Source organism: Bosea vestrisii, from assembly GCF_030144325.1.
Taxonomy (GTDB): domain Bacteria; phylum Pseudomonadota; class Alphaproteobacteria; order Rhizobiales; family Beijerinckiaceae; genus Allobosea; species Allobosea vestrisii_A.
This window is the reverse complement of sequence record NZ_CP126307.1, coordinates 3,503,009-3,525,606: the sequence shown is the minus strand read 5'-3', so window position 1 is coordinate 3,525,606 and position 22,598 is coordinate 3,503,009. Positions and strand designations below refer to the sequence as shown.

At 67.6% G+C, this 22,598-nt stretch carries 20 protein-coding genes; 8 read left to right on the top strand and 12 right to left on the bottom strand.

Annotated elements, in window-relative coordinates; genetic code table 11:
- Positions 1-54: 54 nt before the first annotated feature.
- Positions 55-384, bottom strand: coding sequence for a ferredoxin FdxA (gene fdxA, locus QO058_RS17440; protein ID WP_284167544.1), 330 nt, complete (start codon positions 382-384; stop codon positions 55-57).
- A gap of 151 nt (positions 385-535) precedes the next feature.
- On the opposite strand from fdxA, the gene QO058_RS17435 reads away from it, so the two are divergent.
- The 3 genes from QO058_RS17435 (at position 536) to QO058_RS17425 (ending at position 5,992) form a co-directional block, all read left to right on the top strand.
- Positions 536-1,732, top strand: a complete 1,197-nt coding sequence (locus QO058_RS17435) for an amidohydrolase family protein (protein ID WP_284167543.1) — start codon at positions 536-538, stop codon at positions 1,730-1,732.
- Between the two features lie 256 nt (positions 1,733-1,988).
- The gene (locus QO058_RS17430) at positions 1,989-2,480 is read left to right on the top strand and encodes a (2Fe-2S)-binding protein (protein WP_284167542.1); all 492 of its coding nucleotides are present in this window, start codon (positions 1,989-1,991) and stop codon (positions 2,478-2,480) included.
- Positions 2,477-5,992 carry a molybdopterin cofactor-binding domain-containing protein gene (locus tag QO058_RS17425; protein ID WP_284167541.1) on the top strand — a complete coding sequence of 1,172 codons (3,516 nt, stop codon included), beginning with the start codon at positions 2,477-2,479 and terminating at the stop codon, positions 5,990-5,992. The genes QO058_RS17430 and QO058_RS17425 overlap by 4 nt, the downstream gene beginning before the upstream one ends.
- A gap of 194 nt (positions 5,993-6,186) precedes the next feature.
- Here the strand turns inward: QO058_RS17425 and QO058_RS17420 are convergent, their stop codons facing one another.
- The 4 genes from QO058_RS17420 to QO058_RS17405 form a co-directional block, all read right to left on the bottom strand.
- On the bottom strand, positions 6,187-6,771 hold the full coding sequence (locus tag QO058_RS17420) for an amino acid synthesis family protein (protein ID WP_284167540.1): 585 nt from the start codon (positions 6,769-6,771) through the stop codon (positions 6,187-6,189).
- A complete protein-coding gene (locus QO058_RS17415) occupies positions 6,768-7,352 on the bottom strand; it encodes an amino acid synthesis family protein (protein ID WP_284167539.1) in 585 nt (194 codons plus the stop codon). Before QO058_RS17415 ends, QO058_RS17420 begins: the two co-directional genes overlap by 4 nt.
- Positions 7,345-8,235 carry a UPF0280 family protein gene (locus QO058_RS17410; protein ID WP_284167538.1) on the bottom strand — a complete coding sequence of 297 codons (891 nt, stop codon included), beginning with the start codon at positions 8,233-8,235 and terminating at the stop codon, positions 7,345-7,347. Before QO058_RS17410 ends, QO058_RS17415 begins: the two co-directional genes overlap by 8 nt.
- Positions 8,236-8,453: 218 nt before the next feature.
- On the bottom strand, positions 8,454-9,938 hold the full coding sequence (locus QO058_RS17405) for a 6-hydroxynicotinate reductase (RefSeq protein WP_284167537.1): 1,485 nt from the start codon (positions 9,936-9,938) through the stop codon (positions 8,454-8,456).
- A 391-nt stretch (positions 9,939-10,329) separates the two neighbouring features.
- Between QO058_RS17405 and nadC the strand changes: the two genes are divergently transcribed.
- The gene (gene nadC, locus QO058_RS17400) at positions 10,330-11,163 is read left to right on the top strand and encodes a carboxylating nicotinate-nucleotide diphosphorylase (RefSeq protein WP_126114391.1); all 834 of its coding nucleotides are present in this window, start codon (positions 10,330-10,332) and stop codon (positions 11,161-11,163) included.
- Between the two features lie 6 nt (positions 11,164-11,169).
- Positions 11,170-13,212, top strand: a complete 2,043-nt coding sequence (gene phnN, locus QO058_RS17395; RefSeq protein WP_284167536.1) for a phosphonate metabolism protein/1,5-bisphosphokinase (PRPP-forming) PhnN — start codon at positions 11,170-11,172, stop codon at positions 13,210-13,212.
- Positions 13,213-13,367: 155 nt separating this feature from the next.
- Here the strand turns inward: phnN and QO058_RS17390 are convergent, their stop codons facing one another.
- The 5 genes from QO058_RS17390 to QO058_RS17370 all read right to left on the bottom strand — a co-directional run bounded on the left by QO058_RS17390 (position 13,368) and on the right by QO058_RS17370 (position 18,010).
- A complete protein-coding gene (locus QO058_RS17390) occupies positions 13,368-13,823 on the bottom strand; it encodes a MarR family winged helix-turn-helix transcriptional regulator (RefSeq protein WP_284167535.1) in 456 nt (151 codons plus the stop codon).
- Positions 13,824-13,898: 75 nt separating this feature from the next.
- Entirely contained in the window at positions 13,899-15,011 is a 1,113-nt protein-coding gene (locus QO058_RS17385; protein WP_284167534.1) for a Gfo/Idh/MocA family protein, read from the bottom strand.
- 50 nt (positions 15,012-15,061) lie between these two features.
- On the bottom strand, positions 15,062-15,859 hold the full coding sequence (locus tag QO058_RS17380; protein WP_284167533.1) for an ATP-binding cassette domain-containing protein: 798 nt from the start codon (positions 15,857-15,859) through the stop codon (positions 15,062-15,064).
- Between the two features lie 2 nt (positions 15,860-15,861).
- Positions 15,862-17,010, bottom strand: coding sequence for an ABC transporter permease (locus tag QO058_RS17375; protein ID WP_284167532.1), 1,149 nt, complete (start codon positions 17,008-17,010; stop codon positions 15,862-15,864).
- A gap of 70 nt (positions 17,011-17,080) precedes the next feature.
- On the bottom strand, positions 17,081-18,010 hold the full coding sequence (locus tag QO058_RS17370) for a sugar ABC transporter substrate-binding protein (protein WP_284167531.1): 930 nt from the start codon (positions 18,008-18,010) through the stop codon (positions 17,081-17,083).
- A gap of 394 nt (positions 18,011-18,404) precedes the next feature.
- On the opposite strand from QO058_RS17370, the gene QO058_RS17365 reads away from it, so the two are divergent.
- Positions 18,405-19,649 carry a Zn-dependent hydrolase gene (locus QO058_RS17365; protein WP_284167530.1) on the top strand — a complete coding sequence of 415 codons (1,245 nt, stop codon included), beginning with the start codon at positions 18,405-18,407 and terminating at the stop codon, positions 19,647-19,649.
- A gap of 9 nt (positions 19,650-19,658) precedes the next feature.
- Here QO058_RS17365 and QO058_RS17360 read toward each other — a convergent pair whose 3' ends face one another.
- Positions 19,659-20,054 (bottom strand): RidA family protein, encoded by a 396-nt coding sequence (locus tag QO058_RS17360; RefSeq protein WP_284167529.1) that lies wholly within the window; start codon positions 20,052-20,054, stop codon positions 19,659-19,661.
- A 42-nt stretch (positions 20,055-20,096) separates the two neighbouring features.
- Positions 20,097-20,741: a TetR/AcrR family transcriptional regulator gene (locus QO058_RS17355; RefSeq protein ID WP_284167528.1), complete on the bottom strand. Its 645-nt coding sequence runs from the start codon at positions 20,739-20,741 to the stop codon at positions 20,097-20,099.
- A 120-nt stretch (positions 20,742-20,861) separates the two neighbouring features.
- Between QO058_RS17355 and QO058_RS17350 the strand changes: the two genes are divergently transcribed.
- Together QO058_RS17350 and kce are read left to right on the top strand one after the other, a co-directional pair.
- The gene (locus QO058_RS17350; RefSeq protein WP_432211947.1) at positions 20,862-21,641 is read left to right on the top strand and encodes a cyclase family protein; all 780 of its coding nucleotides are present in this window, start codon (positions 20,862-20,864) and stop codon (positions 21,639-21,641) included.
- A 23-nt stretch (positions 21,642-21,664) separates the two neighbouring features.
- Positions 21,665-22,591 (top strand): 3,5-dioxohexanoate:acetyl-CoA acetone transferase, encoded by a 927-nt coding sequence (gene kce, locus QO058_RS17345; protein WP_284167527.1) that lies wholly within the window; start codon positions 21,665-21,667, stop codon positions 22,589-22,591.
- Positions 22,592-22,598: the final 7 nt, after the last annotated feature.

The window sequence follows — 22,598 nt, the reverse complement described above, 5'->3', positions numbered from 1 at the left end:
GATCCTCAGATAGTCTAGCGATTTAGCAGATTATCGGATGCAGGCCACCCAATATCACATTCCCGGGCGTTCGGAAAGCAGGTCGATCTTGTCCGGTATTCCCTTCCAGTCGTCGGCATCAGCCGGCGGCTCGCTCTTCTGGGTGATGTTGGGCCAGAGCGGCGCCAGTCTTGCGTTCAAAACCAGCCATTGCTCGGCCCCGTCGACGCTGTCGGCGACGATTGCCTCCGCCGGGCACTCCGGCTCGCAGACGCCGCAGTCGATGCATTCGTCCGGGTGGATGACGAGCATGTTCTCACCCTCATAGAAGCAGTCGACAGGGCAGACCTCGACGCAATCCATGTACTTGCAGCGGATGCAGGCGCTGGTGACGGCGTAAGGCATGCGCGATCCTTGCTGCTTGACAGCCGGGTTCGGACGGGGCAGAAATTCATTCGTATACAAACAATATCTCGCATCCCGCCGCGCTTGTCAATCAGGCTTGCGGCGATGAGGATGGCGGCAGATTTCGAACAATGACGACAGGGCGGATACGATGGCTGAACAGCAGGCGACCACGGTCAGCAGCACCCACAAGCTGGTGGTGAAGAATATCGGCCTGATGCTCTCCGGCGATATCGAGCGCCCGATCCTCGAAGCCGACACGCTCATTGCCATCGGCGGCCGGATCGCCGCGGTCGGCCGTTTCAAGGATCTCGACACCGACCAGGCCGATACCGTGATCGATGCCAACGGCACCGTGCTCTCGCCCGGGCTGATCGACAGCCATGTCCATCCGGTCGCGGGCGACTGGACGCCGCGCCAGAACCAGTTCGGCTGGATCGACTCGACCATGCATGGCGGCGTCACCACCATGATCTCGGCGGGCGAGGTGCATACGCCCGGCCGGCCAAAGGACATCGTCGGCCTGAAAGCCATGGCGATCTACGCGCAGCGCGCCTTCACCGCCTTCCGCCCCGGCGGCGTCAAGGTTCATGCCGGCGCGCCGGTGATCGAGCCCGGCATGGTCGAGCAGGACTTCAAGGATCTGGCCGATGCCGGCGTGAGGCTGCTCGGCGAGGTCGGGCTCGGCGGCGTCAAGGACGGGGCGCGGGCCAGGGAGATGGTGGCCTGGGCCCGCAAATACGGGATCCAGTCGACCATCCATACCGGCGGTCCGTCGATTCCCGGCTCGGGGTTGATCGGCGCCGATGTCGTGCTGGAGGCGGACACCGACGTGGTCGGGCACATCAATGGTGGCCACACCGCTTTGCCGGACAAGGAAATCCGCTGCATCTGCGAGGGCTGCAAGCGTGGCCTCGAACTGGTGCATAACGGCAATGAGCGCGCCGCGCTCTACACCCTGCGTGTCGCCCGCGAGATGGACGAATTGCAGCGCGTCATCCTCGGCACCGACGGGCCGGCGGGCTCGGGCGTGCAGCCGCTCGGCATCGTCAGGATGGTCTCGATGCTGTCCTCGCTCGGCGACGTTCCGGCCGAAATCGCCTTCTGCTTCGCCACCGGCAACACCGCCCGCATGCGCAGCCTCGATTGCGGGCTGATCGAGGTCGGCCGCAGCGCCGATTTCGTCTTCATGGACAAGGCCCAGCACTCGGCGGGAAAGAACTTCCTCGACTCGATCCAGCTCGGCGACCTGCCCGGCATCGGCATGATCGTGATCGACGGCATCGTCCGCAGCGGCATCAGCCGCAACACCCCGCCGGCGGAGAAGATCCCGTCGGTGGCGCACTGAGCGCGACTGGCTTCAGCGTCATTCTCGGGCAAAGCCAAGCGCAGACCCGGGAATCCCAGGACAAGAAGGCGCCGATCGGAGCCTCCTCCGGCCTGAGATGCTCGGGTCAAGCCCGAGCATGACGGAGTGGGCCTCCCCACCAAGATCCCGCTTGCGGGGCAGTTCGATTTGTCATTATTCTCATTCGTATACGAATGATCTTGGTGGCCGTGACGATCAGGATGAACAGGCGCGCCTCGCCCCGCTCGGGCGAGCCATGAGGGCGACGCGGCGCTTCACGCTTCGCGTCAACGGCGCGAGCCATGAGGTCGAGGGCGAAGCCCAGACGCCGCTGCTGTTCTTCCTGCGCAATGACCTCGCGCTCAACAGTCCGAAATTCGGCTGCGGCCTTGGCGAATGCGGCGCCTGCACGGTGCTGATCGACGGCCAGGCGGCGCGCGCCTGCGCCCTGCCGGTCAGGCTGGCGGTGGAGCGCCAGATCGTCACGCTCGAAGGGCTAGGCAGCGTGGAAGCGCCGCACCTAATCCAGCAGGCCTTCATCGATGCGCAGGCGGCGCAGTGCGGCTACTGCATCGCCGGCATGGTGATGACGGCGAAGGCTTTCCTCGATGCCCAGCCGAACCCGAGCGAAGCGGAGGTGCGCGAGGCGCTGCGCCACAATCTCTGCCGCTGCGGCACCCATGTCGAGATCGTCAGGGCGGTGATGCTCGCCGCCGAACGCGGTCGGCAGGACGCAGCGGCGCCATGAGCGAGCCCCTCTCCCGCAAGGCGCTGTTGAAGCGCGCCGGCGTGATCGGCGTTGTGGCGCCGCGCAAGGGCGCAGCCGCGGACGCCGCGCCGGAGGATGGGCTCGACCTGCATGTCTGCCTGACGGCGGAGGGGCGCGTCCTCGCATTCAACGGCCATGTCGACCTCGGTACCGGCATCCGCACGGCGCTGGCCCAGATGGTGGCGGAGGAGCTCGATTTCCCGCTTGCGGCAGTCGAGATGGTGCTCGGCGACACCACCGAGACGCCCGATCAGGGCCCGACCATCGCCAGCGAGACGATCCAGGTTACCTCGCTGGCGATCCGGATCGCGGCGACCCAGATCCGGGCCAGATTGATCACGCTCGCAGCTGCCGCGCTGAGCTGCGGCGAGGACGAGATCGCGCTGAGCGAGGGCGTGATCTCGCGCAAGGGCGAGACGGTCCTCGCCATCACCCTCGACACGCTGCTCGCCAATGAGCGCATCCTGCTGCCGCTGGCCGAGAGTGCTGACTTCAAGCAGGTCGACCAGCACAAGCTCGTCGGCCGCTCGGTCGCGCGCGTCGACATCCCGGCCAAGGTCACCGGCAGCTTCGCCTACGTCCACGATGTCCGCGTCGCCGGCATGCTGCATGGCCGGGTGGTGCGCCCACCCTATGCTGGCATGGATGCCGGCGATTTCGTTGGCCGGAGCCTGATTTCGGTCGATCGCGACTCTATCGCCGACGTGCCCGGCATCCGTGCCGTGGTGGTCGAGGGCGACTTCATCGGCATCGTCGCCGAGCGCGAGGAGCAGGCGGCGGAAGCGGCGCTGAAGCTCACCACGCAATGGCGCGCGTTCACGCCGCCCGACCTCTCCGATCTCGGCCAGGCGCTGCGCACCCATCCTTCGACGCCGCGCCTTTTGGCCGAGGAGGGCGATGTCGAGGCGGCGCTGGAGGGCCTCGAGACCCGGCTCGACCGATCTTACGTCTGGCCCTACCACATGCACGGCTCGATCGGCCCGTCCTGCGCCGTCGCCGATGTGCGCGCGGACGGGATCACCGTCTGGACCGGCAGCCAGAACCCCTATCCGCTGCAGGACGACCTTGCCGTGCTCACCGGCCTGCCGAAGGAGCGGATCGAGGTCATCCGCTTCGAGGCCGCCGGCTGCTATGGCCGCAACTGCGCCGACGACGTCGTCGCCGACGCGGTGCTGTTGTCACGCGCGGTCGGTGCGCCGGTGCGGGTCCAGCTCACCCGCGAGCAGGAGCATCTCTGGGAGCCGAAGGGCGCGGCCCAGCTGATCGACATCAAGGGCGGGCTCGGGCCGGGCGGCTCGCTCAAGGCCTACGACTTCCACACCTGGTACCCGTCCAATGCCGCCCCGACCCTGGCGCTGCTGCTGACCGGGCGCATCCCGAACCAGCCGGCAACGCTACGGATGGGTGATCGCACTGCGATGCCCTCGTATAATTACGAGAACATGCGGCTGACGGCCTATGACATGCCGCCGATCGTGCGGGCGTCCTGGCTGCGCGGCGTCTCGGCGATGCCGAACGTCTTCGCCCATGAAAGCTATATCGACGAGCTCGCGCATGAGGCCGGCGTCGACCCTGTCGAGTTCCGCCTGCGCCACATCAATGACGAACGCGCCGCCGAACTGACGCGGGCGACCGCCGAGCGCGCCAACTGGCAGCCGCATGTCGGCCCGCGCATGCAGGCCGATGGTGAGGTGCTGCGCGGGCGCGGCTTCGCCCAAGCCCGCTATGTCCATGGCAGCTGGCCGGGCGTCGGCGCCGCCTGGGCCGCCTGGGTCGCCGATGTCGCGGTCAACCGCATGACGGGCGAAGTCACCGTCAATCGCGTCACCGTCGGCCAGGATACCGGCATGATGGTCAATCCCGCCGGGGTGACGCACCAGATCCACGGCAATGTCCTGCAATCGACCAGCCGCGTGCTGCGCGAGGAGGTGAGCTTCTCGCAAACGACCGCCGTCGCCAGCCGCGACTGGGGCTCCTATCCGGTGCTGACCTTTCCGGAATTGCCGACGATCGACGTCATGTTGATGGACAGGCAGCATCTGCCGCCGATGGGCGCGGGCGAGTCGGCCTCCGTCCCGAGCGCAGCGGCGATCGTCAATGCCGTCTTCGACGCGACCGGGGTACGCTTCCGCGAATTGCCGCTGACGCCGGAGCGGGTGCTCGCCGGCCTCAACGGCACGAAGCTGCTTAAAGCCCCGCCGCGCGAGCCGGCAAAACGCCTGCCCTGGTGGAGCAAGCTCGGCGCCGCCGTGGCGGGCGCCGCGACCTTCGCCGCGGTGTCGCTGGCCTTCGCACCTTCGATCGCGCCGATCGCCCGGCCGGACCCGTCGACCTGGTCGGCGGCGACGATCGAGCGCGGCCGCCAGCTCGCGGCGCTCGGCGCCTGCGCGGTCTGCCATACGACGAAGGATGGCGTGCCCTATGCTGGCGGGCTTGCCCTGCCGACCCCCTTCGGCACGGTGCTGACCACCAACATCACGCCCGATCCGGAGACCGGCATCGGCAACTGGTCCTATGCCGCCTTCGAGCGGGCGATGCGCGCCGGCCTGCATCGCGACGGCCGTCAGCTCTACCCGGCCTTCCCCTATCCGAGTTTCGCCAAGACGAGCGAGGCCGATCTGCAGGCGCTCTACGCCTTCCTGATGTCGCAGCCGGCGGTGCGGCAGGAGAATGAGACGAGCCGGCTCACCTTCCCCTTCAATCTGCGCCCGCTGATGGCCGGCTGGAACCTGCTGTTCAACCGGCAAGGCGAGCTGACGCCCGATCCGGCCCGCTCTGTCGCATGGAATCGCGGGCGCTATCTCGTCGACGGGCTCGGCCATTGCGGCGCCTGCCACACGCCGCGCAATGCGCTCGGCGCGGAGAAGGGCGGCAGCGCCTATCTCGCTGGCGGCCAAGCCGAGGGCTGGGAAGCGCCGGCGCTGACGAAGCTCTCGGCCGGGCCGATCCCCTGGAGCGGGGCCGAGCTCTACGCCTATCTGAAGACCGGCACCTCGCAGCATCATGGCGCGGCGGCGGGGCCGATGGCGCCTGTCATCGCCGAGCTCAGGGAATTGCCCGATGCCGATATCCGGGCGATGGCGAGCTATCTCGCCTCCTTGAACGAACCTCTACCCGCAGCTGAAGCCGAGGCGCTGGCGGCGCGGGTCGGGCAGCAGACGGCGCGGGCTGCCAATCCCGCAACCTCGCCTGCCGCGCGTCTCTATGAAGGGGCTTGCGCCGCCTGCCACGAGACAGGCCGCGCCGCGCCATTGCTCAATGCCGGACCGGCGCTCGGCCTGTCGTCGAAGCTGCATGCGGCGACGCCGGCCAATCTCGTCAACATGCTGCTCGAAGGCGGCCAGCACGGCATCGGCTCGATGCCGTCCTTCGCCGGCGCGCTCGACGACCGGCAGCTGGTGGAGCTGGCGGCCTATCTGCGCGGGCGCTTCGCGCCCGGGAAGCGGGGCTGGGAGGGGATCGAAGCGGCGGTGGCGCGAGCCCGGAAGTAGAACGCGGGAGCCGCAACAGAAAACCCCTCTCCTGGAAGGAGAGGGGCAGGGGTGAGGTGCTGAATCGTTGGGCTGAAGCCAACCGCGCGGTGAGCGCTCGCGGAACTGGTCACCGGGCCTACCCCTCACCCTGCCCTCTCCCTCCGGGAGAGGGTTCCCCGCGCTTCCGTCTTACTATCACGCGGATCGGGCTTTTACCGCAGCCCGTCCTCACCCTCGGCCTCGGCATGGGTCAGCCCACCGACGCGCGGCAGCGGCCGCCCGCCGCTGGTCAACGCCACCGCGACGACGATTTCGCCGGCGCGCGGCGCGTCCGAAATCCGGACCTCCATGCCGTCGAAATGGCTGCGGACATAGGCCGCCGCCTTGTGGCCGAGCGGCACGTCGAGCACGACACCGAGCGGGCCGCGCTTCTTCGAGGACGGGATCAGCGCCGGCGCCTTGCCCAGGAGCTTTCGCAGGGGGGCACCGAGCTTGGGATGCAGGATCGCGGCGGCGTGCTCCAGCTCGCCGTCCTCGCCGACGGCGGCGGCCTTGCCATAGCCCTGGACCGCCTCGCCTTCGATACCGAGCGCGGCGAGCGCATGGCGGCCGAGCAGGTCACCGAGCTCTTCGCCGATATCGATCAACTCGGAGAGGTCTTCCTGATAGGTGCCGGCGAAGGGATTGGCTATCACGGCGACGGCGGCAGCGCGGCGGATCGGCGGCGAGACCGGCCGGCCGAGCTCGCTATGGGTCTCGTCGAGAACCGTGACGATCTTGCGAATCCGGGCTTTCATCGCAGGCCGTCCTCACCCTTGATCTCGCTCGCCTTGAGCCCGCCGACGCGGGCGTGGATGCGCGAGCCGGTCGTCATCACCAGCGCGAACAGCAATTCATCGGCCCGGGGCGCGTCGGTGATGCCGATCTCGAAGGAGTCGAAATGACTGCGGACATAGGATGCGTTGACATGGGTGACCGGAATGTCGAGCCGCGTGCCAGGGCCACCAACCTTCTTGGTCGAGGGCACGATCGCCTTGGCGTCGCCCAGCAGTTCGCGCATGGCGTAGCCGCCCGGCACATGCCAGAGCGCACCATGCTCGATCTCGCCGGCGGCGCCGACGATGGCGCCCTTGCCGTAGCCCTGGATCGCCTTGGCGTCGCCGCCCATCGCCGCGAGCAGGCGCTGGGCCATGGCCAAACCGAAGGGCTTCAGATCGTCCATGAAGCCCTGGATGTCCTCGACATAGCGGCCGGCATAGGGGTTGGCGATCACGGCCAGCGCCGCGCCGCGCTTCAGCGGCACCGCAGCGGCCGGGCCGCCCTCGTGAAAGATCTCTTCCACGGTCACGGCGTATTTTCGCACGACGATCTCAGGCACGGGCAAGTCTCCTCTCGGCTTGTTCTTGAACGATCATAGGGGTGGCGAGCGTGCGGCTCACGCCCTGCAGATGCATGGCGGCCGAGACGATCAGGCCTGCGGCGCGCAGGCGCTCCGCTTCGGCGAGGCCGGCAGCGAGCGCGGTTTCGATCTCGTCCGCGGCCAGCGGGCCGACATGACGGGTGACGAGCCGCTCTCCGAGATCGCTGTCGGCCTGGATCGAGCTGGCCGACCGGCGTTCGATCGCGGGATGGCCGGGCAGGTCGATCGCATTGGCGATCACAGTCGCAGCGGCGTCGGCCATGGCAGCCGACGGCGCGAGCACCGTCACGGCCTCGGCGATCCCCAGCGAGAAGCTGCGGCCGGGATAGCCCGAGGTCGCGATGCCAGCGACGCCGTCCTCGAGCCGGATCGTCGCGGTGGCGAAAAAGTCCGGCTGGTCGGGGCGCTTCACCAAGCCGATGCGGAATTGCTCGCCGGAGGCGAGATGCAAGGCGATGTCACCGCCATTGTTGACATAGGCGCGGGTGAGCGGCGCGGCCGCGCACATCACACCGAGGATCTCCTGCGCGACCGAGCCGGCGACGGCGGCCATCGGGGTGATGAAGCTGTGCTCGGCAAAAGGCGCCACGGCAGCGTGCATGCGTCGAGCGGCCGGCCCAAGCGGCAGCGGGCTTTTCGGGCTTACCGCCGTCCGCAACAGCTTCAACTCATCGCAAAGCTCGGCGAGCAGGCCGTCGAAGCGGCGGATCGCCGCCTCATGCGCGGCCCTGACCGCGTCCCGCTCTCCGACGGCTTCGATGACGAGATCGATCGGCCCCTGCTGCAGGAGCAGACGCCGGCCATCCGGCAGGAAGCGCGCGGAGGGAGCTTCGAAGCGCATCGCTAAGCCCTGCCGCTCTGGTGCGGAACCACAACAGGCTCTCTCTCCCGCTCGCGGGGAGAGATGGAGAGGGGGCTTGCCACCCGCGACGATCGACCTGCTCACGATGGGAAAGGGCGAGGCCTCGAAAGGCCCCCTCCCAACCCTCCCCGCAAAGCGGGAGAGGGCTCCAGCGCCCTATTGGCAACGTCGAACGGATGGGACAGGCCAACATCGCCCTAGCCGAGCGAGCGGCGCGGCTGCTCGGGCGCCAGCGGCCAGGGATTGTCCGGGCGCTGGGGCAGGCGCAGCTGGCTGCCGCCCTTGAGCGAGGCTAGCGGCTGGATCGCATCCATATGGCCGCCGAGCGCCTCGTAATCGGTCCGGCTCATGGTGAACTCGAGCGGTGCGACCAGCGCCGGCGTCGGCACATAGCCGAAGGCGTTCTCGGGCAGGCGGGTGACGTCGACCATGAAGGTGATGCCGCCGCCCGGCCAGATATAGACCGGCGCGCCGCCGCAGGTGACATAGGTCAGCGCGTCCTTGACCGAGCGGGTCAGCCGGACCGGATTCTCGGTAACGCCGGCGCGCAGCGAGCCGCCGGCGCCGCCAATGAACAGCACGGTCGAGAGCGCCGGCTCGCAATTCTCGGCGATGCGCTCGACCGGCTCGACCAGCGGCTGCGGCATCTCAGTCTCGACCGGCACGAGATTCTCGTCGAGCTCGTAATAGGCGGCGTGCTCGCCGGTGGTCGAGACCATCAGCAGGCGCAGGCCGGGATAGGCGACCTTGGGGTCGAACGGCCCGAGAATGGTGAGCGGATCGCTGATATTGGTACCACCCCAGCCGGTGCCGGGCTGCGCCACTTGGAAATAGCGACCGGGCGTCGAGCGGCGGCCCTTCAGCTTGATGCCGGTGCCCGCCATGCCGAGCAGCTTGCCGGCCTGGTGCTCGGAGAGCACGCCGGTGATGTGGTCGTCGACGACGACGACCTCGTCGACCTTGCCGTGCCATTGCTTGGCGAAGATACCGATCGTCGCCGAACCGCAGCCGACGCGCATCCGGCTCTCCTGGATGCCGTTGACGATCGGCGGCTTGCCGGCTTGGACGATCACGCTCTCGCCGCCGTCGATGGTGAGCTCGACCGCCTTGCCGTTGCTGAGCTGGAGCAGCGCGTCGCAGGTGACGCGGCCCTCCTTCTTCGAACCGCCGGTGAGATGGTGGACACCGCCGAGCGAGAGCATCTGCGAGCCGTATTCGCCGGTGGTGACGTGGCCGATCGCCTCGCCCTCGACCCGAACCGTCGCCTGCTCGGGGCCGAGGAAGCGGTCGGTGTCGATCTTCACCTTGACGCCGCAATAGCTGAAGATGCCCTCGGTCACGACGGTGACCATGTCGACGCCGTCGACCTCGGACGAGACGATGAACGGGGCCGGCTTGTAGTCGGGATAGGTCGTGCCGGCGCCGATCGCGGTGATGAAGGTGCCCTGCTGGTGTACGATTTCGCCTTCCCATTCGCGCGATCCGGCGAAGGGAACGATCTCGCCGCCGTGTTCCAGCGTGCGCTCGAGCACGACATGCGGCTCCATCCGCACCAGCTCGCCCTCGATGTTGCCATAGCGGTCGCAGGCGCCGACAGCGCCGGGCTTGATGAAGCACATCACCGGGCAGGCGTCACAACGGATCTTGTCGTCCGCGACCGGGCTCGCTTCGTCCAGCGCCATGCTTGATCCTCGCCGCAAAGCGGGTGTTCTGATTTTGTTTGTGTACAAACGATACTGGCGCGCCTCTTAGACCAAGTCAAGACAGCGGCGAGGCGCGGGACGGCTGCCACTCTACGCCCGATCTCAGGATTGGCCCACGTTCTCAGCCGGCGCGGCCAAGCCAGCGCTGGTCCGTCGGCGGGAAGAAAGCTACGGCCGGCAATTCTTGCATACAAGATTACTTGCAGCGGCACCGAAGCATGATTCTACCCGGCGGAGATGACCTCGCCATGACGCGATTGCCGGTTGCAAGCACGGCTTTGATGGCGCATTGACAGCCAAATTTCCCCGCTGCTATTGTTTGCATACAAACATGTTTCGAGCGGCGTCGCCGCGGGAGAGAGGGCCTGCCATGTATGACAGCTTCGCCACGGATCGCCTGATCGACCATTGGCTGATCGAGGACATCGGCGCCTGCGACCTCACCGTCCAGGTGATGATCGAGCCCGGCGAGACCGGCAAGTTCCAGATGAACGCCCGCGAGCCGATGATCGTGGCCGGCGTCGAGATCGCAGCCCGGGTGTTCAAGCGCTACGATCCCGAACTCAAGGTGACGCTGCTGGTCAAGGACGGCGACAAGGTCGAGAAGGGCGCGATCCTCGTCGAGATCGAGGGCGCCGCCCGCAGCGTGCTCACCGCCGAGCGCACCGCGCTCAACATCGCCCAGCGCCTCTCCGGCATCGCCAACGAGACCGCCCGCTATGCCGCCGCCATGGCCGGCAGCAAGGCGCGCCTGATCGACACCCGCAAGACCACGCCGGGCCTGCGCATGATGGAAAAGCACGCCGTGACCTGCGGCGGCGGCCTCAATCACCGCCTCGGCCTCGATAACGGTGTGATGATCAAGGACAACCACATCGCCGTCTGCGGCAGCATCACCGCCGCCGTCGAGCGCGCCCGCAAGAAGCTGCCGGTGCTGACCAAGCTCGAGGTCGAATGCGACCGGCTCGAGCAGGTCGAGGAGGCCGCCAAGGCCGGCGCCGACGTGATCATGCTCGACAACATGTCGGTCGCAGACATGACAAAGGCAGTTGAGCTGATCGCCGGCCGCGCCAAGGTCGAAGCCTCCGGCGGCATCAACATCGACACGATCGGCCCGATCTCCAGGACCGGCGTCGACTACATCTCGACCAGCAAGATCACCCAATCGGCGCCGGCGGTGGATATCGGCCTCGACGAAGCCTGAGCGACGATGCGGCCCGGTACCTTCTTCCTCGTCGTCGGCCCGAGCGGGGCCGGCAAGGACTCGCTGATCGACGGCGCCCGCGCCCTGCTGGAGCCGACCGGCCGCTATGTCTTCGCGCGTCGCGTCGTCACCCGCCCGGCCGGCTCGCCGGGCGAGGATCACGACGCGGCGACGGACGAGGCCTTCGATGCGCGCGAGGCCAAGGGCGACTTCCTGATCACCTGGGGCGCCCATGGCCTGCGCTACGGCCTGCCGGCCGAACTCAAGCGCCTGGTCGAGGCCGGCCGCAATGTCATCGCCAACGGCTCGCGCGCCACAATCGCGGCGCTCGCCAACAGCCTGCCGCGCTTCGTCGTCGTCGAGGTGACCGCGCCGCCCGAAGTGCTCGCCGCCCGCATCGCCGGGCGCGGGCGCGAGAGTGGCGAAGCGATCGAAAAGCGCCTGTCGCGCACGGTCGAGCCCCGCCCGGAAGGGATCAGGGCGGCGACGATCTGCAACGACCAGAGCGTCGAGATCGGCGTCGAGCGCTTCATCGCCGCGGTCGAGGCGGCCGCCAACACGATGCGGCTGCGCCGGCTGCCGCTCTTCGCAGGCAGAGCGCATTGCGCCTATCTCCCGGCCAAGGGCGAGATCGTCAACGGCTTCGACTATCTCGGGCCGGGCCGGATCGAGATTTCGGGAGCCACGGCCAGCACCCGCTCGGACGTGCAGGTGATCGACCTGCCCTCGCTGCTCGCCGGCGACGAGATCGGCCTCTCGGCCGAGGCTTTCGACGAGCTCGGCTTGCCCGAGGGTAGCGAGGTCACGCTCCGGCGCACGCCTTCGCCCGAGAGCCGCGCCGCGCTGACCCGCAAGATCCAGGGCGGCGAGCTCTCGGAAGAGCAGTACCACACGCTGATCCGCGACATCGTCGAGGCGCGCTATCCCGATGGCGAAGTCGCGGCCTTCCTGGTCGCGGCGACGCAAAAGCTCTCCGACAAGGAGGTCGTCGCGCTGGCGCGGGTACGCACGCGCTTCGCGCAGAAGATCACCTGGCCAGACAAGATCGTCGTCGACAAGCATTCGATGGGCGGCATCCCCGGCAGCCGGATCACGCTGATCGTGGTGCCGATCGTAGCGGCGCACGGCGCCTTCCTGATGCCGAAGACCTCATCGCGCGCCATCACCTCGGCGGCCGGCACGGCCGATGCGATGGAAGCGCTCGCGCGCGTCGAGCTCAATCCGGCCGAGTTGCGCGCCTGTGTCGAGACGGCGCGTGGCTGCATCGCCTGGAACGGGCGATTGAACCATTCCGTCGTCGACGATGTGATGAACGCGATCACGCGGCCGCTTGGGATCGATTCGAACCGCTGGTCGGTCGCCTCGATCCTGTCGAAGAAGCTCACCGCAGGCTCGACCCATGTCATCGTCGACCTCCCCTATGGCCCGCGCACCAAGCTGAAAAGCGGGGCGGAGGCCGCCGAACTCGCGAAACTGTTCGAGACGGTCGGAGCCGGGCTCGGCCTCGTGGTCAAAGCCTTCCCGACCGACGGCAGCCGCCCGATCGGGCGCGGCATCGGCCCGGCGCTGGAATGCCGCGACGTCGGCTGGGTGCTCGACAACGACCCGCAGGCGCCGACCGACCTGGTCGAGAAAGCGCTGTTCTTCGCCAGCCGCATCCTCGGCTGGGACCCGGCGGTCGGCTCGGTCGCGGCCGGGCGTGCACGGGCAGAGGAGCTGCTGCGCTCCGGCGCGGCACGCACCGCCTTCGAGCGGATCATCGATGCGCAGGGTCGGCGCGAGCCGCCGGTCGCGCCCGGTCTGCTTGTCCATACGGTGCGCTCGCCCAAGGCCGGCACGGTCAGCGAGATCGATGGCTGGGCGGTCGCCGGCATCGCCCGGCGCGCCGGTGCGCCCTTCGACAAGGCGGCGGGCATCGACCTGCGCCGTCATGTCGGCGATCGGGTCGCGGTGGGCGATCCGCTTTTTGTCATCCACGCCAGCGCATCGAGCGATCTCGATGAAGCGACGGCGATGGCTGAGAGCTGCGACTGCTACGTGATCGGCTAAAGCTCTCATCGTCATCTGGGCGAACGAAGCTCGGCCCGGGATCCATCGTAGAGCTCCGGAACCTTATGATGGATCCCGGAGCTGCGCGGCTTCGCCGCTTGTCCAGGATGACGGCGGGGTTCCGAGGAACATCAGCTTGCTTTAGCGGCCTCGCCTCAGCGCAACTGCTTCAGCAAGGCGATCAGCGTGGCGCGCTGGTTGGTGGCGAGCGGGGCCAGCGTCACCTTGGTGACCGTCTCAGCCTTCGGCAGGAGCTCGCGGGTGTAGTCGACGCCGGCCGGGCTGAGCTCGACGATGAGCCGGCGGCCATCCTCGGGATCGGGCTTGGTCTGCACCAGCTTGCGCTTGAGCAAACGGTCGACCACGCCCTTGATCGTGGCGGCGTCCATTGCGGTCTGGCGGCCGAGCAGGTTCTGCGAGGAGCCGCCATCCTGATAGAGCCGCGCCAACACCGCCCATTGCGTCGGCGTCAGGTCGCTGCCCATGATCTCGTTGAAGATCGAGACATGGCGCTGCGCCACCTGGCGCATGATGAAGCCGACCTGTTCGGCGAGATCATAGCTCTCATCGGCAGGTTCGGGCGTCTCGGCCGCAGTGCTCGGTCGCGCCATCGCTGATCCTCGTTCGTATACGAACGATACCCCTAGAGCATGTCCAGCGAAAGTGGGAACCACTTTTGCGATCAGTCAAACCGTCGTCCAGCGCCCCTCGCGGAAACTCCTGGCCGCAGCCTCGACCGTGCGCTCGATGCGCAGGCCGGCCTCGAAATCGAGGAGATGTGCCGGTTCCCCCGTGATCGCGCGCAGCAGTTCGCGGCATTCGATGATCTTGAGCTCGTTGAAGCCGAGCCCGTGGCCGGGAGCCGGGATGAAGTTGCCATAGGGCTCATGCGTCGGGGCTGTCAGGATGCGGCGGAAGCCCTGGACATCGCTCGCGCTCTCGGCGGTGTAGAGCTCGATCTCGTTCATCCGCTCCTGATCATAGGCGATCGTGCCCTTCGCACCGAAGACCTGCAAGGCGATGCGGCCCTTGCGGCCCCAGGCCGAGCGGTTGAGGGCGACGAGCGCGGAGGCGCCGGAGGAGAGGCGCAGCAGCAGGGTGGCGATGTCGTGCGTCTCGACCTCACGGCTGCCACCGGCCGCGAGCGGACGCTCGGCATAGGGCCTGGCCATGTCGGCCATCACCGAATCGACCTCGCCGATGAGGACCTTGATCAGCGAGAAGGCGTGCACGCCGAAATCGTCGAGCGCGCCATGGCCGGACGCAGCCTCGCTCTTCCAGGAGAAGAGTGCTCCGGCATCAGCCATGAAGTCCTCGTCCATCTCGACGCGGACATGGTTGACTGCGCCGATCGCGCCATCCGCGATCAGGCGCTGCGCCAGCCGGATCGCCGGGTTCTGGATGTAGTTGTAGCCGAGCGCCGCAACCGTGCCTGCCTCCTTCGCCGCCGCCAGCATGGCTTCAGCATCGCCGAGGCTGGTCGCCATCGGCTTCTCGCACCAAACATGCTTGCCGGCGGCAAGCGCGGCGATTGCCATCTGCGCATGGAAAGCGTTCGGCGTGGTGATCGAGACGACATCGACATCGGGATGGGCAATCAGCGCCTTCCAGTCGGCGGTCGCCCCGATGAAGCCGAACTCACCGGCGCGCTGCGCCGCCAGCGCTTCATCGACCTCGCAGAGCATGGCGAGCTTGGGACGCGGCACATCGCCGAAGACCGGCGCGACCGCGTTCCAGGCCAGGGCATGGCACTTGCCCATATAGCCGGTGCCGATCAGGCCGACGCCGAGCGCGCGCATGAGCAATCTCCGTAGTGAAGAGGAGGGAAGGATCGGATGTTCGCCAGAAGTCAGACCGTACCGCCGAGCTCCTCGGAGACCGCCTGCAATTCCTTGCCGCCGGCCATCAGGTTCTGCAGCTCGTCCATGGCGATACCGGACTTGGCGTAGGTCCCGAGCGTCTTGCCACGGTTGAGCACGGTGAAACGGTCGCCGACGGCATAGGCGTGGCGGACATTGTGGGTGATGAAGATCACGCCCAGCCCCTTGGCGCGCACGAGGTTGATGTACTTCAGCACCATCGAGGTCTGGGCGACGCCGAGCGCCGAGGTCGGCTCGTCCAGGATCAGCACCTTGGCTCCGAAATAGACGGCGCGGGCGATGGCGACGCATTGCCTTTCGCCGCCGGACAGCGTGCCGACCGCCTGATGCGGGTCGCGGATATCGATGCCGATCCTGTGCATCTCGTCGCGGGTCACCGCATGGGCGAGATCGAAATCGATCCATTTCAGCGGGCCGAAGCCGCGGATCGGCTCGCGGCCCATGAAGAAGTTCCGCGTGATCGACATCAGCGGGATCATCGCCAGATCCTGGTAAACGGTGGCGATGCCGGCATCGAGCGCGTCGCGCGGGCTGGAAAAGGCGACCGGCCGGCCCTCGACCAGGAACTCGCCCGAGCTCGGCTTATGACAGCCCGACAGCGTCTTGATCAGCGTCGACTTGCCGGCGCCGTTGTCGCCGAGCAGGCAGAGCACCTCGCCTGAGGAGACCTTGAGCGAGACGCCCGAGAGCGCGATCACCGAGCCGAAATGCTTGACGATGTCACGGACTTCGATGAGCGGCGCCTGTTCCGGAGCTGCGTTTGTCATGTTCAGCGCTCCCCTGTCGCCTTGCGGCGGATGAAGTTGTTGAACAGCACGGCGAGCAGCAGCATGCCGCCGAGGAAGACCTGGAACCAGTCGCTGTCGAAGCTGGTGTAGGTCAGGCCGATCGAGACCATGCCGAAGATGATCGCGCCAAAGAAGGCACCAACCGCCGAGCCATAGCCCCCGGTCAAAAGGCAGCCGCCGATCACCGCAGCGATGATCGCCTCGAACTCCTTCTGGAAGCCGCGGCGGGCATCGGTCGAGCCTGCGTCGAGTACGGTCAGGATGGCGACGAGCGTGGCGGCGCAGGCGGTCAGCACGAACAGCGTCGTCTTGACCAGGTTGACCGGGACGCCGGAATTGCGGGCCGCGTTGGGGTCGCCGCCGGCGGCGAAGATCCAGTTGCCGAAGCGGGTGCGCAGCAGGACATAGGTCGCAAGCGCTGCGATAGCGAGGAACCAGAGGACCCCGACGGGAACGCCGGTCACGGTCGGCGTGCCGTTGGGAAACTTGGCGATCCAGTTGGCCTGCGCCAGCCAGGCGAACAGCCCCTCCAGCGCCTGGCCGGAGAAGAGCTCGCGCACCACGCCCTGCCCCGCCTTCTCGCCGATGCCGCGCAACTGCGTCGAGCCGCCCGTCGCCCATTTCAGCCCGACCAGCGAAAGGCCGCGCAGGATGAACAGGAAGGCGAGGGTGACGATGAAGGAGGGCAAGCGCGTCCGGATGACGATCTGCCCGTTCACCGCGCCCATCAGCCCGGCGAAGACGAAAGTCGCGACGATCGCCGCCAGCAGCGGCAGGTCGCCGACGACGATCAGCGCGCCGAAGACGAGGCCGGAAAAGGCGATCATCGAGCCGATCGAAAGGTCGAACTCGCCGCCGATCATCAGCAGCGCCGCCGCGATGGCGAGGATGCCGAGCTGCGCCGCCGGCGAGAGCACGGTCATCACCCCGGCGAGGGTGAACATCGCCGGGTTGGCGGTGAGCCCGAAGAAGACGGTCACCAGGACGAGACCGGCGACCGCCCCGAGTTCGGGCCGGCGCATCAATCGGGCGATCAGCGAGACGCGGCGCAGACGCTCGTCGCGGGCCTCTTCGGCCGGGTCGGCGGGACGGGACGCACCCGTGGCGAGATCGGCGGTCGACGTCGTCATGGCGCGCACCCTCAGCTTCTGAACCGTCCGGGAGGGGAGCGGCGGCGCTGGACGCGCCGCCGCAGAACGCTCAGCGGATGCCCTTGGCCGAGAGGTCGACGACCTGGGCCGCCTTCTCCTTGGTGACGAGGTTCGGGCCGGAGGGGACATTGCCGCCGGGAACGAGCCCATATTCGGCGTTGAGCGCCAGGAAGGCGACTGGCAGATAGCCCTGCAGGAACTGCTGCTGGTCGATGCCGAAGGCGGCTTCGCCCGCGACGATCGCCTTGAGGAAGTTGGCCGAGAGATCGAAGGTGGCGACGCGGACGCTGGCGATCTTGCCGGCCTCCTTGACGCCCGCCAGGGTCGGCTCGCCGCCGAGCGAGGCGCTCAGCGCCATCACCGTATCGACGCTGGCGTCGGAGAGTGCCGCCTTGACCTTGGAGCGGATTTCGGACGGATCATTCGAGACCGGCAAGGTCGTGACCTTGCCCTTGAAGCCTTCGGCGAAACCCTTGCAGCGCAAATCGAGCGCGACATTGCCGACCTCGTGATTGACGCAGACGCCGACCTTGCCGCCCATACTGGCGAGCTTCTCGCCGGCAGCCTTGCCGGCGTCGAACTCGTCCTGGCCGACATGCAAGAGGGCGCCGAGCTTCTTCGAGACATCGGAGCCGGAATTCATCGAGATCACCGGGATGCCGGCAGCGACCGCCTTCTGGATGGAGGGGCCGAGCGCCGAGGCGTCGGGGATCGAGACGACCAGACCGGCCGGCTTCTGGTTCACCGCGGCGTCGATGAGCTGGCTCATCGCGACCATGTCGAAGGTCTCGGGAGCGCGGTAGTCGACGGCGACCTTGAGGTCGGCGGCAGCCTTGGCGACGCCGTTCTTCACCACCGACCAGAACGGGTCCGCGGCCTGGCCATGGCTGACGACGATGATCCTGGTGCTCTGGGCGACGCTCGGCGTCGCACCGGCGATGGCAGCGGCAGCAATCATCCCTGCGAGAAAACGCTTCATCTCATCCTCCCTTGCGGGGATGTTCCCCGCTTTCGTTGTCGGTCCGATCGGGCGCGATCGGCCGGTTGTCGGGCGATTTGGCGGGCCGCGAAGCGTCGCGACCGACCTGGATGGCGAAGAAGGGAGGACGCACTTCGAGCGCGGCCGCCGACTCTGCGCTTCATTCAAAACGAAACAAAAAAACCGTTTTTGATATTCAATAGAATAATCATTCCACTGGGCATGCATACCTGTCAAGCGCCTTCTGCGCCGATCACACACCGGAGCGTGTGCCTGTTCATTCCACCCGGACCGGAGAAACCCATCACCAATATCGATTTGCCAGAAGCGGGCTGCGGCCCCGATTGTCCTTCGATCGAAGCGGCACCAATTGGCCGCCAGATCGGGGGAATCCATGGGTCTGCCAGCGACTGCGCGCATCGATATCGGGCGCTTCTGGACGACGATCGAACGCTCCGGCGAGATCGGCACCGGCCGGCCGGGCGGGCTGTCGCGGCTGGCGCTCGGCAATGCCGACAGAGAGGTGCGCGACGTCTTCATCGAGTGGTGCCGGCAGGCGGGCCTGAGCGTGCGCATCGACGGCATCGGCAACATCTTCGCGCGCCGGGCCGGGCAGGACGACAGCCTGCCGCCGGTGGTGATCGGCAGCCATCTCGACACGCAGGTGAATGGCGGGCGCTTCGACGGCATCGCCGGCGTGCTCGGCGGGCTCGAGGTCTGCCGCACGCTCGACCAGCTCGGCCATCGCACCAGGCGGCCGCTCGAGGTCGTCAACTGGACCAATGAGGAGGGCGGGCGCTTCTCGCCGCCCATGGTCGGTTCGGGCTGCTTCACCGGCGCCTATGCGCTCGACTGGGCGCTGGGCCGGCACGACGACGACGGCAGGACGATCGGCGAGGAGCTCGACCGCATCGGCTATCGCGGCGCGATGGAGGCGGCGCCGCATCCCCTCGACGCCTATGTCGAGTTCCATATCGAGCAGGGGCCGATCCTCGATCGCGAGGGCATGCAGGTCGGCGTCGTCACCGGCGGCTTTGCCAGCACCGGCATGCTGGTCGAGTTCAAGGGCGAAACGGCCCATACCGGCCCCTGGCCGATGGAGCGGCGCCGGAACGCGCTGATCGCCGGGGCGCGCCTGCTGGTGGCGGTCGACGATCTCGGCTGGGAACATGCCGGCAGCGGCGGCAAGGCGACGGCATCGCGGCTGGTGGCCTGGCCGAACAAGCCGGGCATCCTCTCCGACTGGGCGCAGGCGACCTGCGATGTCCGCCATGCCGACCCGGAAACCGCAGCAGTCATGGCCGAGCGGGTGCGCCGCGCCGTGCACGAGGCGGCGGCGCGGGCCGACTGCACCGCCGAGATCCTCGATGTCTGGAACTGGGGCGGCAAGGTCTTCGCCGACGAGCTGATCGAGCAGGTCCGATCGACCTCGCTCGGGCTCGGCTACCGCACACGCGATATCCTGAGCCAGGCCGGGCACGACGCCTACTTCGTCGCCCGCCATGCGCCGACGACGATGATCTTTTCGCCCTGCAAGGGCGGCATCACCCACAACAATCAGGAGCTCTGCACCCCGGACGACCTGGAACCAGGCCTCAACGTGCTGCTGCACACGGTGGTGGCGCGGGCGGACCGCTGAGTCGCAGGCTCAGCCGATCGCCGCGACGCATTCGATCTCGATGTCGAAGGGCAGCGGCCAGGGCCGGATCGCGGCGCTGGTCCGGGCCGGAAAGCCATTGGTGAAATAGGTCCGGTAGACCGCGTTGACGCCAGCCATCAGGGCGGGGTCGGTGACGAAGATCGTCGCCTTGACGACCGCGTCGAGCGAGGAGCCGCCATGGCGCAGGGTCACGGCGAGCGCATCGAGCGTGGCGCGGGTCTGCACCTCGATATCGCCGCTGACGATCTCGCCGGTCACTGTGTCGATCGGCGGCATGCCGCAGGTGAAAAGCAGGTCGCCGGCGCGCGCCAGAGCCGAGGTCGGCGCACCGAGCCGGCGGATCGCCTCGGAGATGACGGGAACTTCGATGATCTCGCGGCGCATGATGTGACCCACTCTCCCTTGTCTGCGACCTAGTAGACCAGCTCAGCGGCCCCGCAGCAGCCCGTCGATGCCGGCGGCGCAGAAGCCGGTCAGGCGCTGCAGCAGGAGATCGGCGTTCTCGGCCACCGGAACGGAATCGCGCGCCTGATCGAGCCGGGTCGCGCGGTCGCCGGCAGCCATGGTCATGACCAGTGCGCCGACCATGAAGAGATAAGCGTCGACCAGAGCGCCCTCCGGCGCCTGCGGATAGAGCTTGCCGAGCGCGGCGAGGAACTGCCGCGCCGTCGGATCGAAATGCTCGGCGAGGACACCGCGTGCCGCCTCGCGCGGGTCGACGGCCTCGCGGGCGGTCATCAGCGCAAAAGCCGCGCCCTGCACGCCTTCGGTAAAGCGCTGGCGGACGGAGGGGCCGATGAAGGCGGCGACGATCTCGTCGATGTCGAGCGCCGACCGGGCCAGCGCTTCGCCGAGCGCCTGGGCACGCGCCAATGCCAAAGCATGCGCCCGGCGGGCGAAGACGGCGCGGTAAAGCGCCTCCTTCGAGCCGAAATGATAGCTGAGCTGCGAGAGCCGCACACCCGCCGCAGCCGCAAGATCGCGCATGGATGCGCCGTCGGCACCGCCGCGCTCGGCGAAGAGCCGTTCAGCAGCGTCGAGAATGCGGTCGCGCGTCGGCATCGCGGACATCGGGTCCTCCGGAAATCCCAGCGAACCCGCTCTTACCAGAAAGCCGCGGGCTTGCTATAGGTCGGACGTTCGTCCAAATTCGAACCTCAGAGAACACGCGTCAAGGGAGGACACACCGGCATGCTGCCTGGCCGCCTCGTCGACCTGTCGATTCCGCTCGAGAACGACGTCCCCGCCGATCCGCCCTTCCAGAAGGTCAGGATCGACTATCGCACGCATGAAGCGACGGCGACGGACATCGCGGCGGCATTTCCAGGCCTGAAGCCCGAGCAGCTTCCGGACGGCATGGGCTGGGCGGTCGAGCTCGCGACGATCTCGACCCATAACGGCACCCATGTCGACGCGCCCTGGCACTACCACCCGACGCAGGATGGTGGCGCGCCGGCGCTCCGGATCGACGAATGTCCGCTCGACTGGTTCCTGCAGCCGGGCGTGAAGCTCGACTTCCGCCATCTGCCGGACGGGCATGTCGTCAGCCCCGCCGAGATCGACGCCGAGCTGGCACGGATCGGCCACAGACTCAGCCCGCTGGAGATCGTCATCGCCAACACAAGGGCGGGCGCCCGCTATGGTGAGGCCGACTATGTCGATTCCGGCTGCGGCTTTGGCCGCGAGGCGACGCTGCATCTGGTGCGGCAGGGCATCAAGGTGGTCGGCACCGATGGCTGGAGCTGGGATGCGCCGTTCAGCCACACCGCCCGCCGCTTCGCCGAGACCGGCGACGCCTCGTTGATCTGGGAAGGCCATAAGGCGGGGCGCGAGGCCGGCTACTGCCAGATCGAGAAGCTGCACAATCTCGAAGCGCTGCCGGCGACAGGCTTCACCATCAGCTGCCTGCCGGTGAAGGTCCGCAACGGCTCGGCCGGCTGGACGCGCGCCGTGGCAATCCTGCCAGCCTGACCGTAGCGAGGAAAGAGAGCTCGATGAGCAAGGTCATCATCACCTGCGCGATCACCGGCGGCATCCATACGCCGACCATGTCGGACCACCTCCCGATCACCCCCGACGAGATCGCGAGCCAGGCGATCGCGGCGGCGGAAGCCGGAGCGGCGATCCTGCACCTGCACGCGCGCGATCCGAAAGACGGCCGCCCGACGCCGGACCCGGCGGTGTTCATGGAGTTCCTGCCGCGGATCAAGCAGGCGACCGATGCCGTGGTGAACATCACCACCGGCGGCGGCCTGACCATGACCGTCGAGGAGCGCCTCGCGGCGCCGCTCAAGGCCGCGCCCGAAATGTGCTCGCTCAACATGGGCTCGATGAACTTCGCGCTGCATCCGCTGGCGGAGAAATACAGCGACTGGAAGCATCCCTGGGAGCAGCCCTATCTCGCGGGAACCAAGGATTTCATCTTCCGCAACACCTTTGGCGACATCGAGCGCATCTACAAGCTGCTCGGCGAGGGGCACGGCACCAAGTTCGAGCACGAATGCTACGATGTCGGCCACCTCTACAATCTCGCCCATTGCCTCGATCGCGGCTGGTTCCGGCCGCCGGTCTTCCTGCAGTTGATCTTCGGCATTCTCGGCGGCATCGGCGCCGATCTCGAGAATCTGATGTTCATGAAGCGCACCGCCGACAAGCTCTTCGGCAAGGATTACCACTGGTCCGTGCTCGCGGCAGGTCGCCATCAGATGGCGTTCTGCACTCAAGCCGCGATGCTGGGCGGCAATGTCCGCGTCGGGCTCGAGGACAGCCTGTTCATCGGCAAGGGCAAGCTCGCGACCTCCAATGCCGAGCAGGTCGCCAAGATTCGCCGCATCGTCGAGGAGCTCGGCTACGAGATCGCGACCCCCGAGGAGGCCCGCGCGACGCTCGGCCTCAAGGGTGGCGACCGCGTGAACTTCTAGGGCTCGG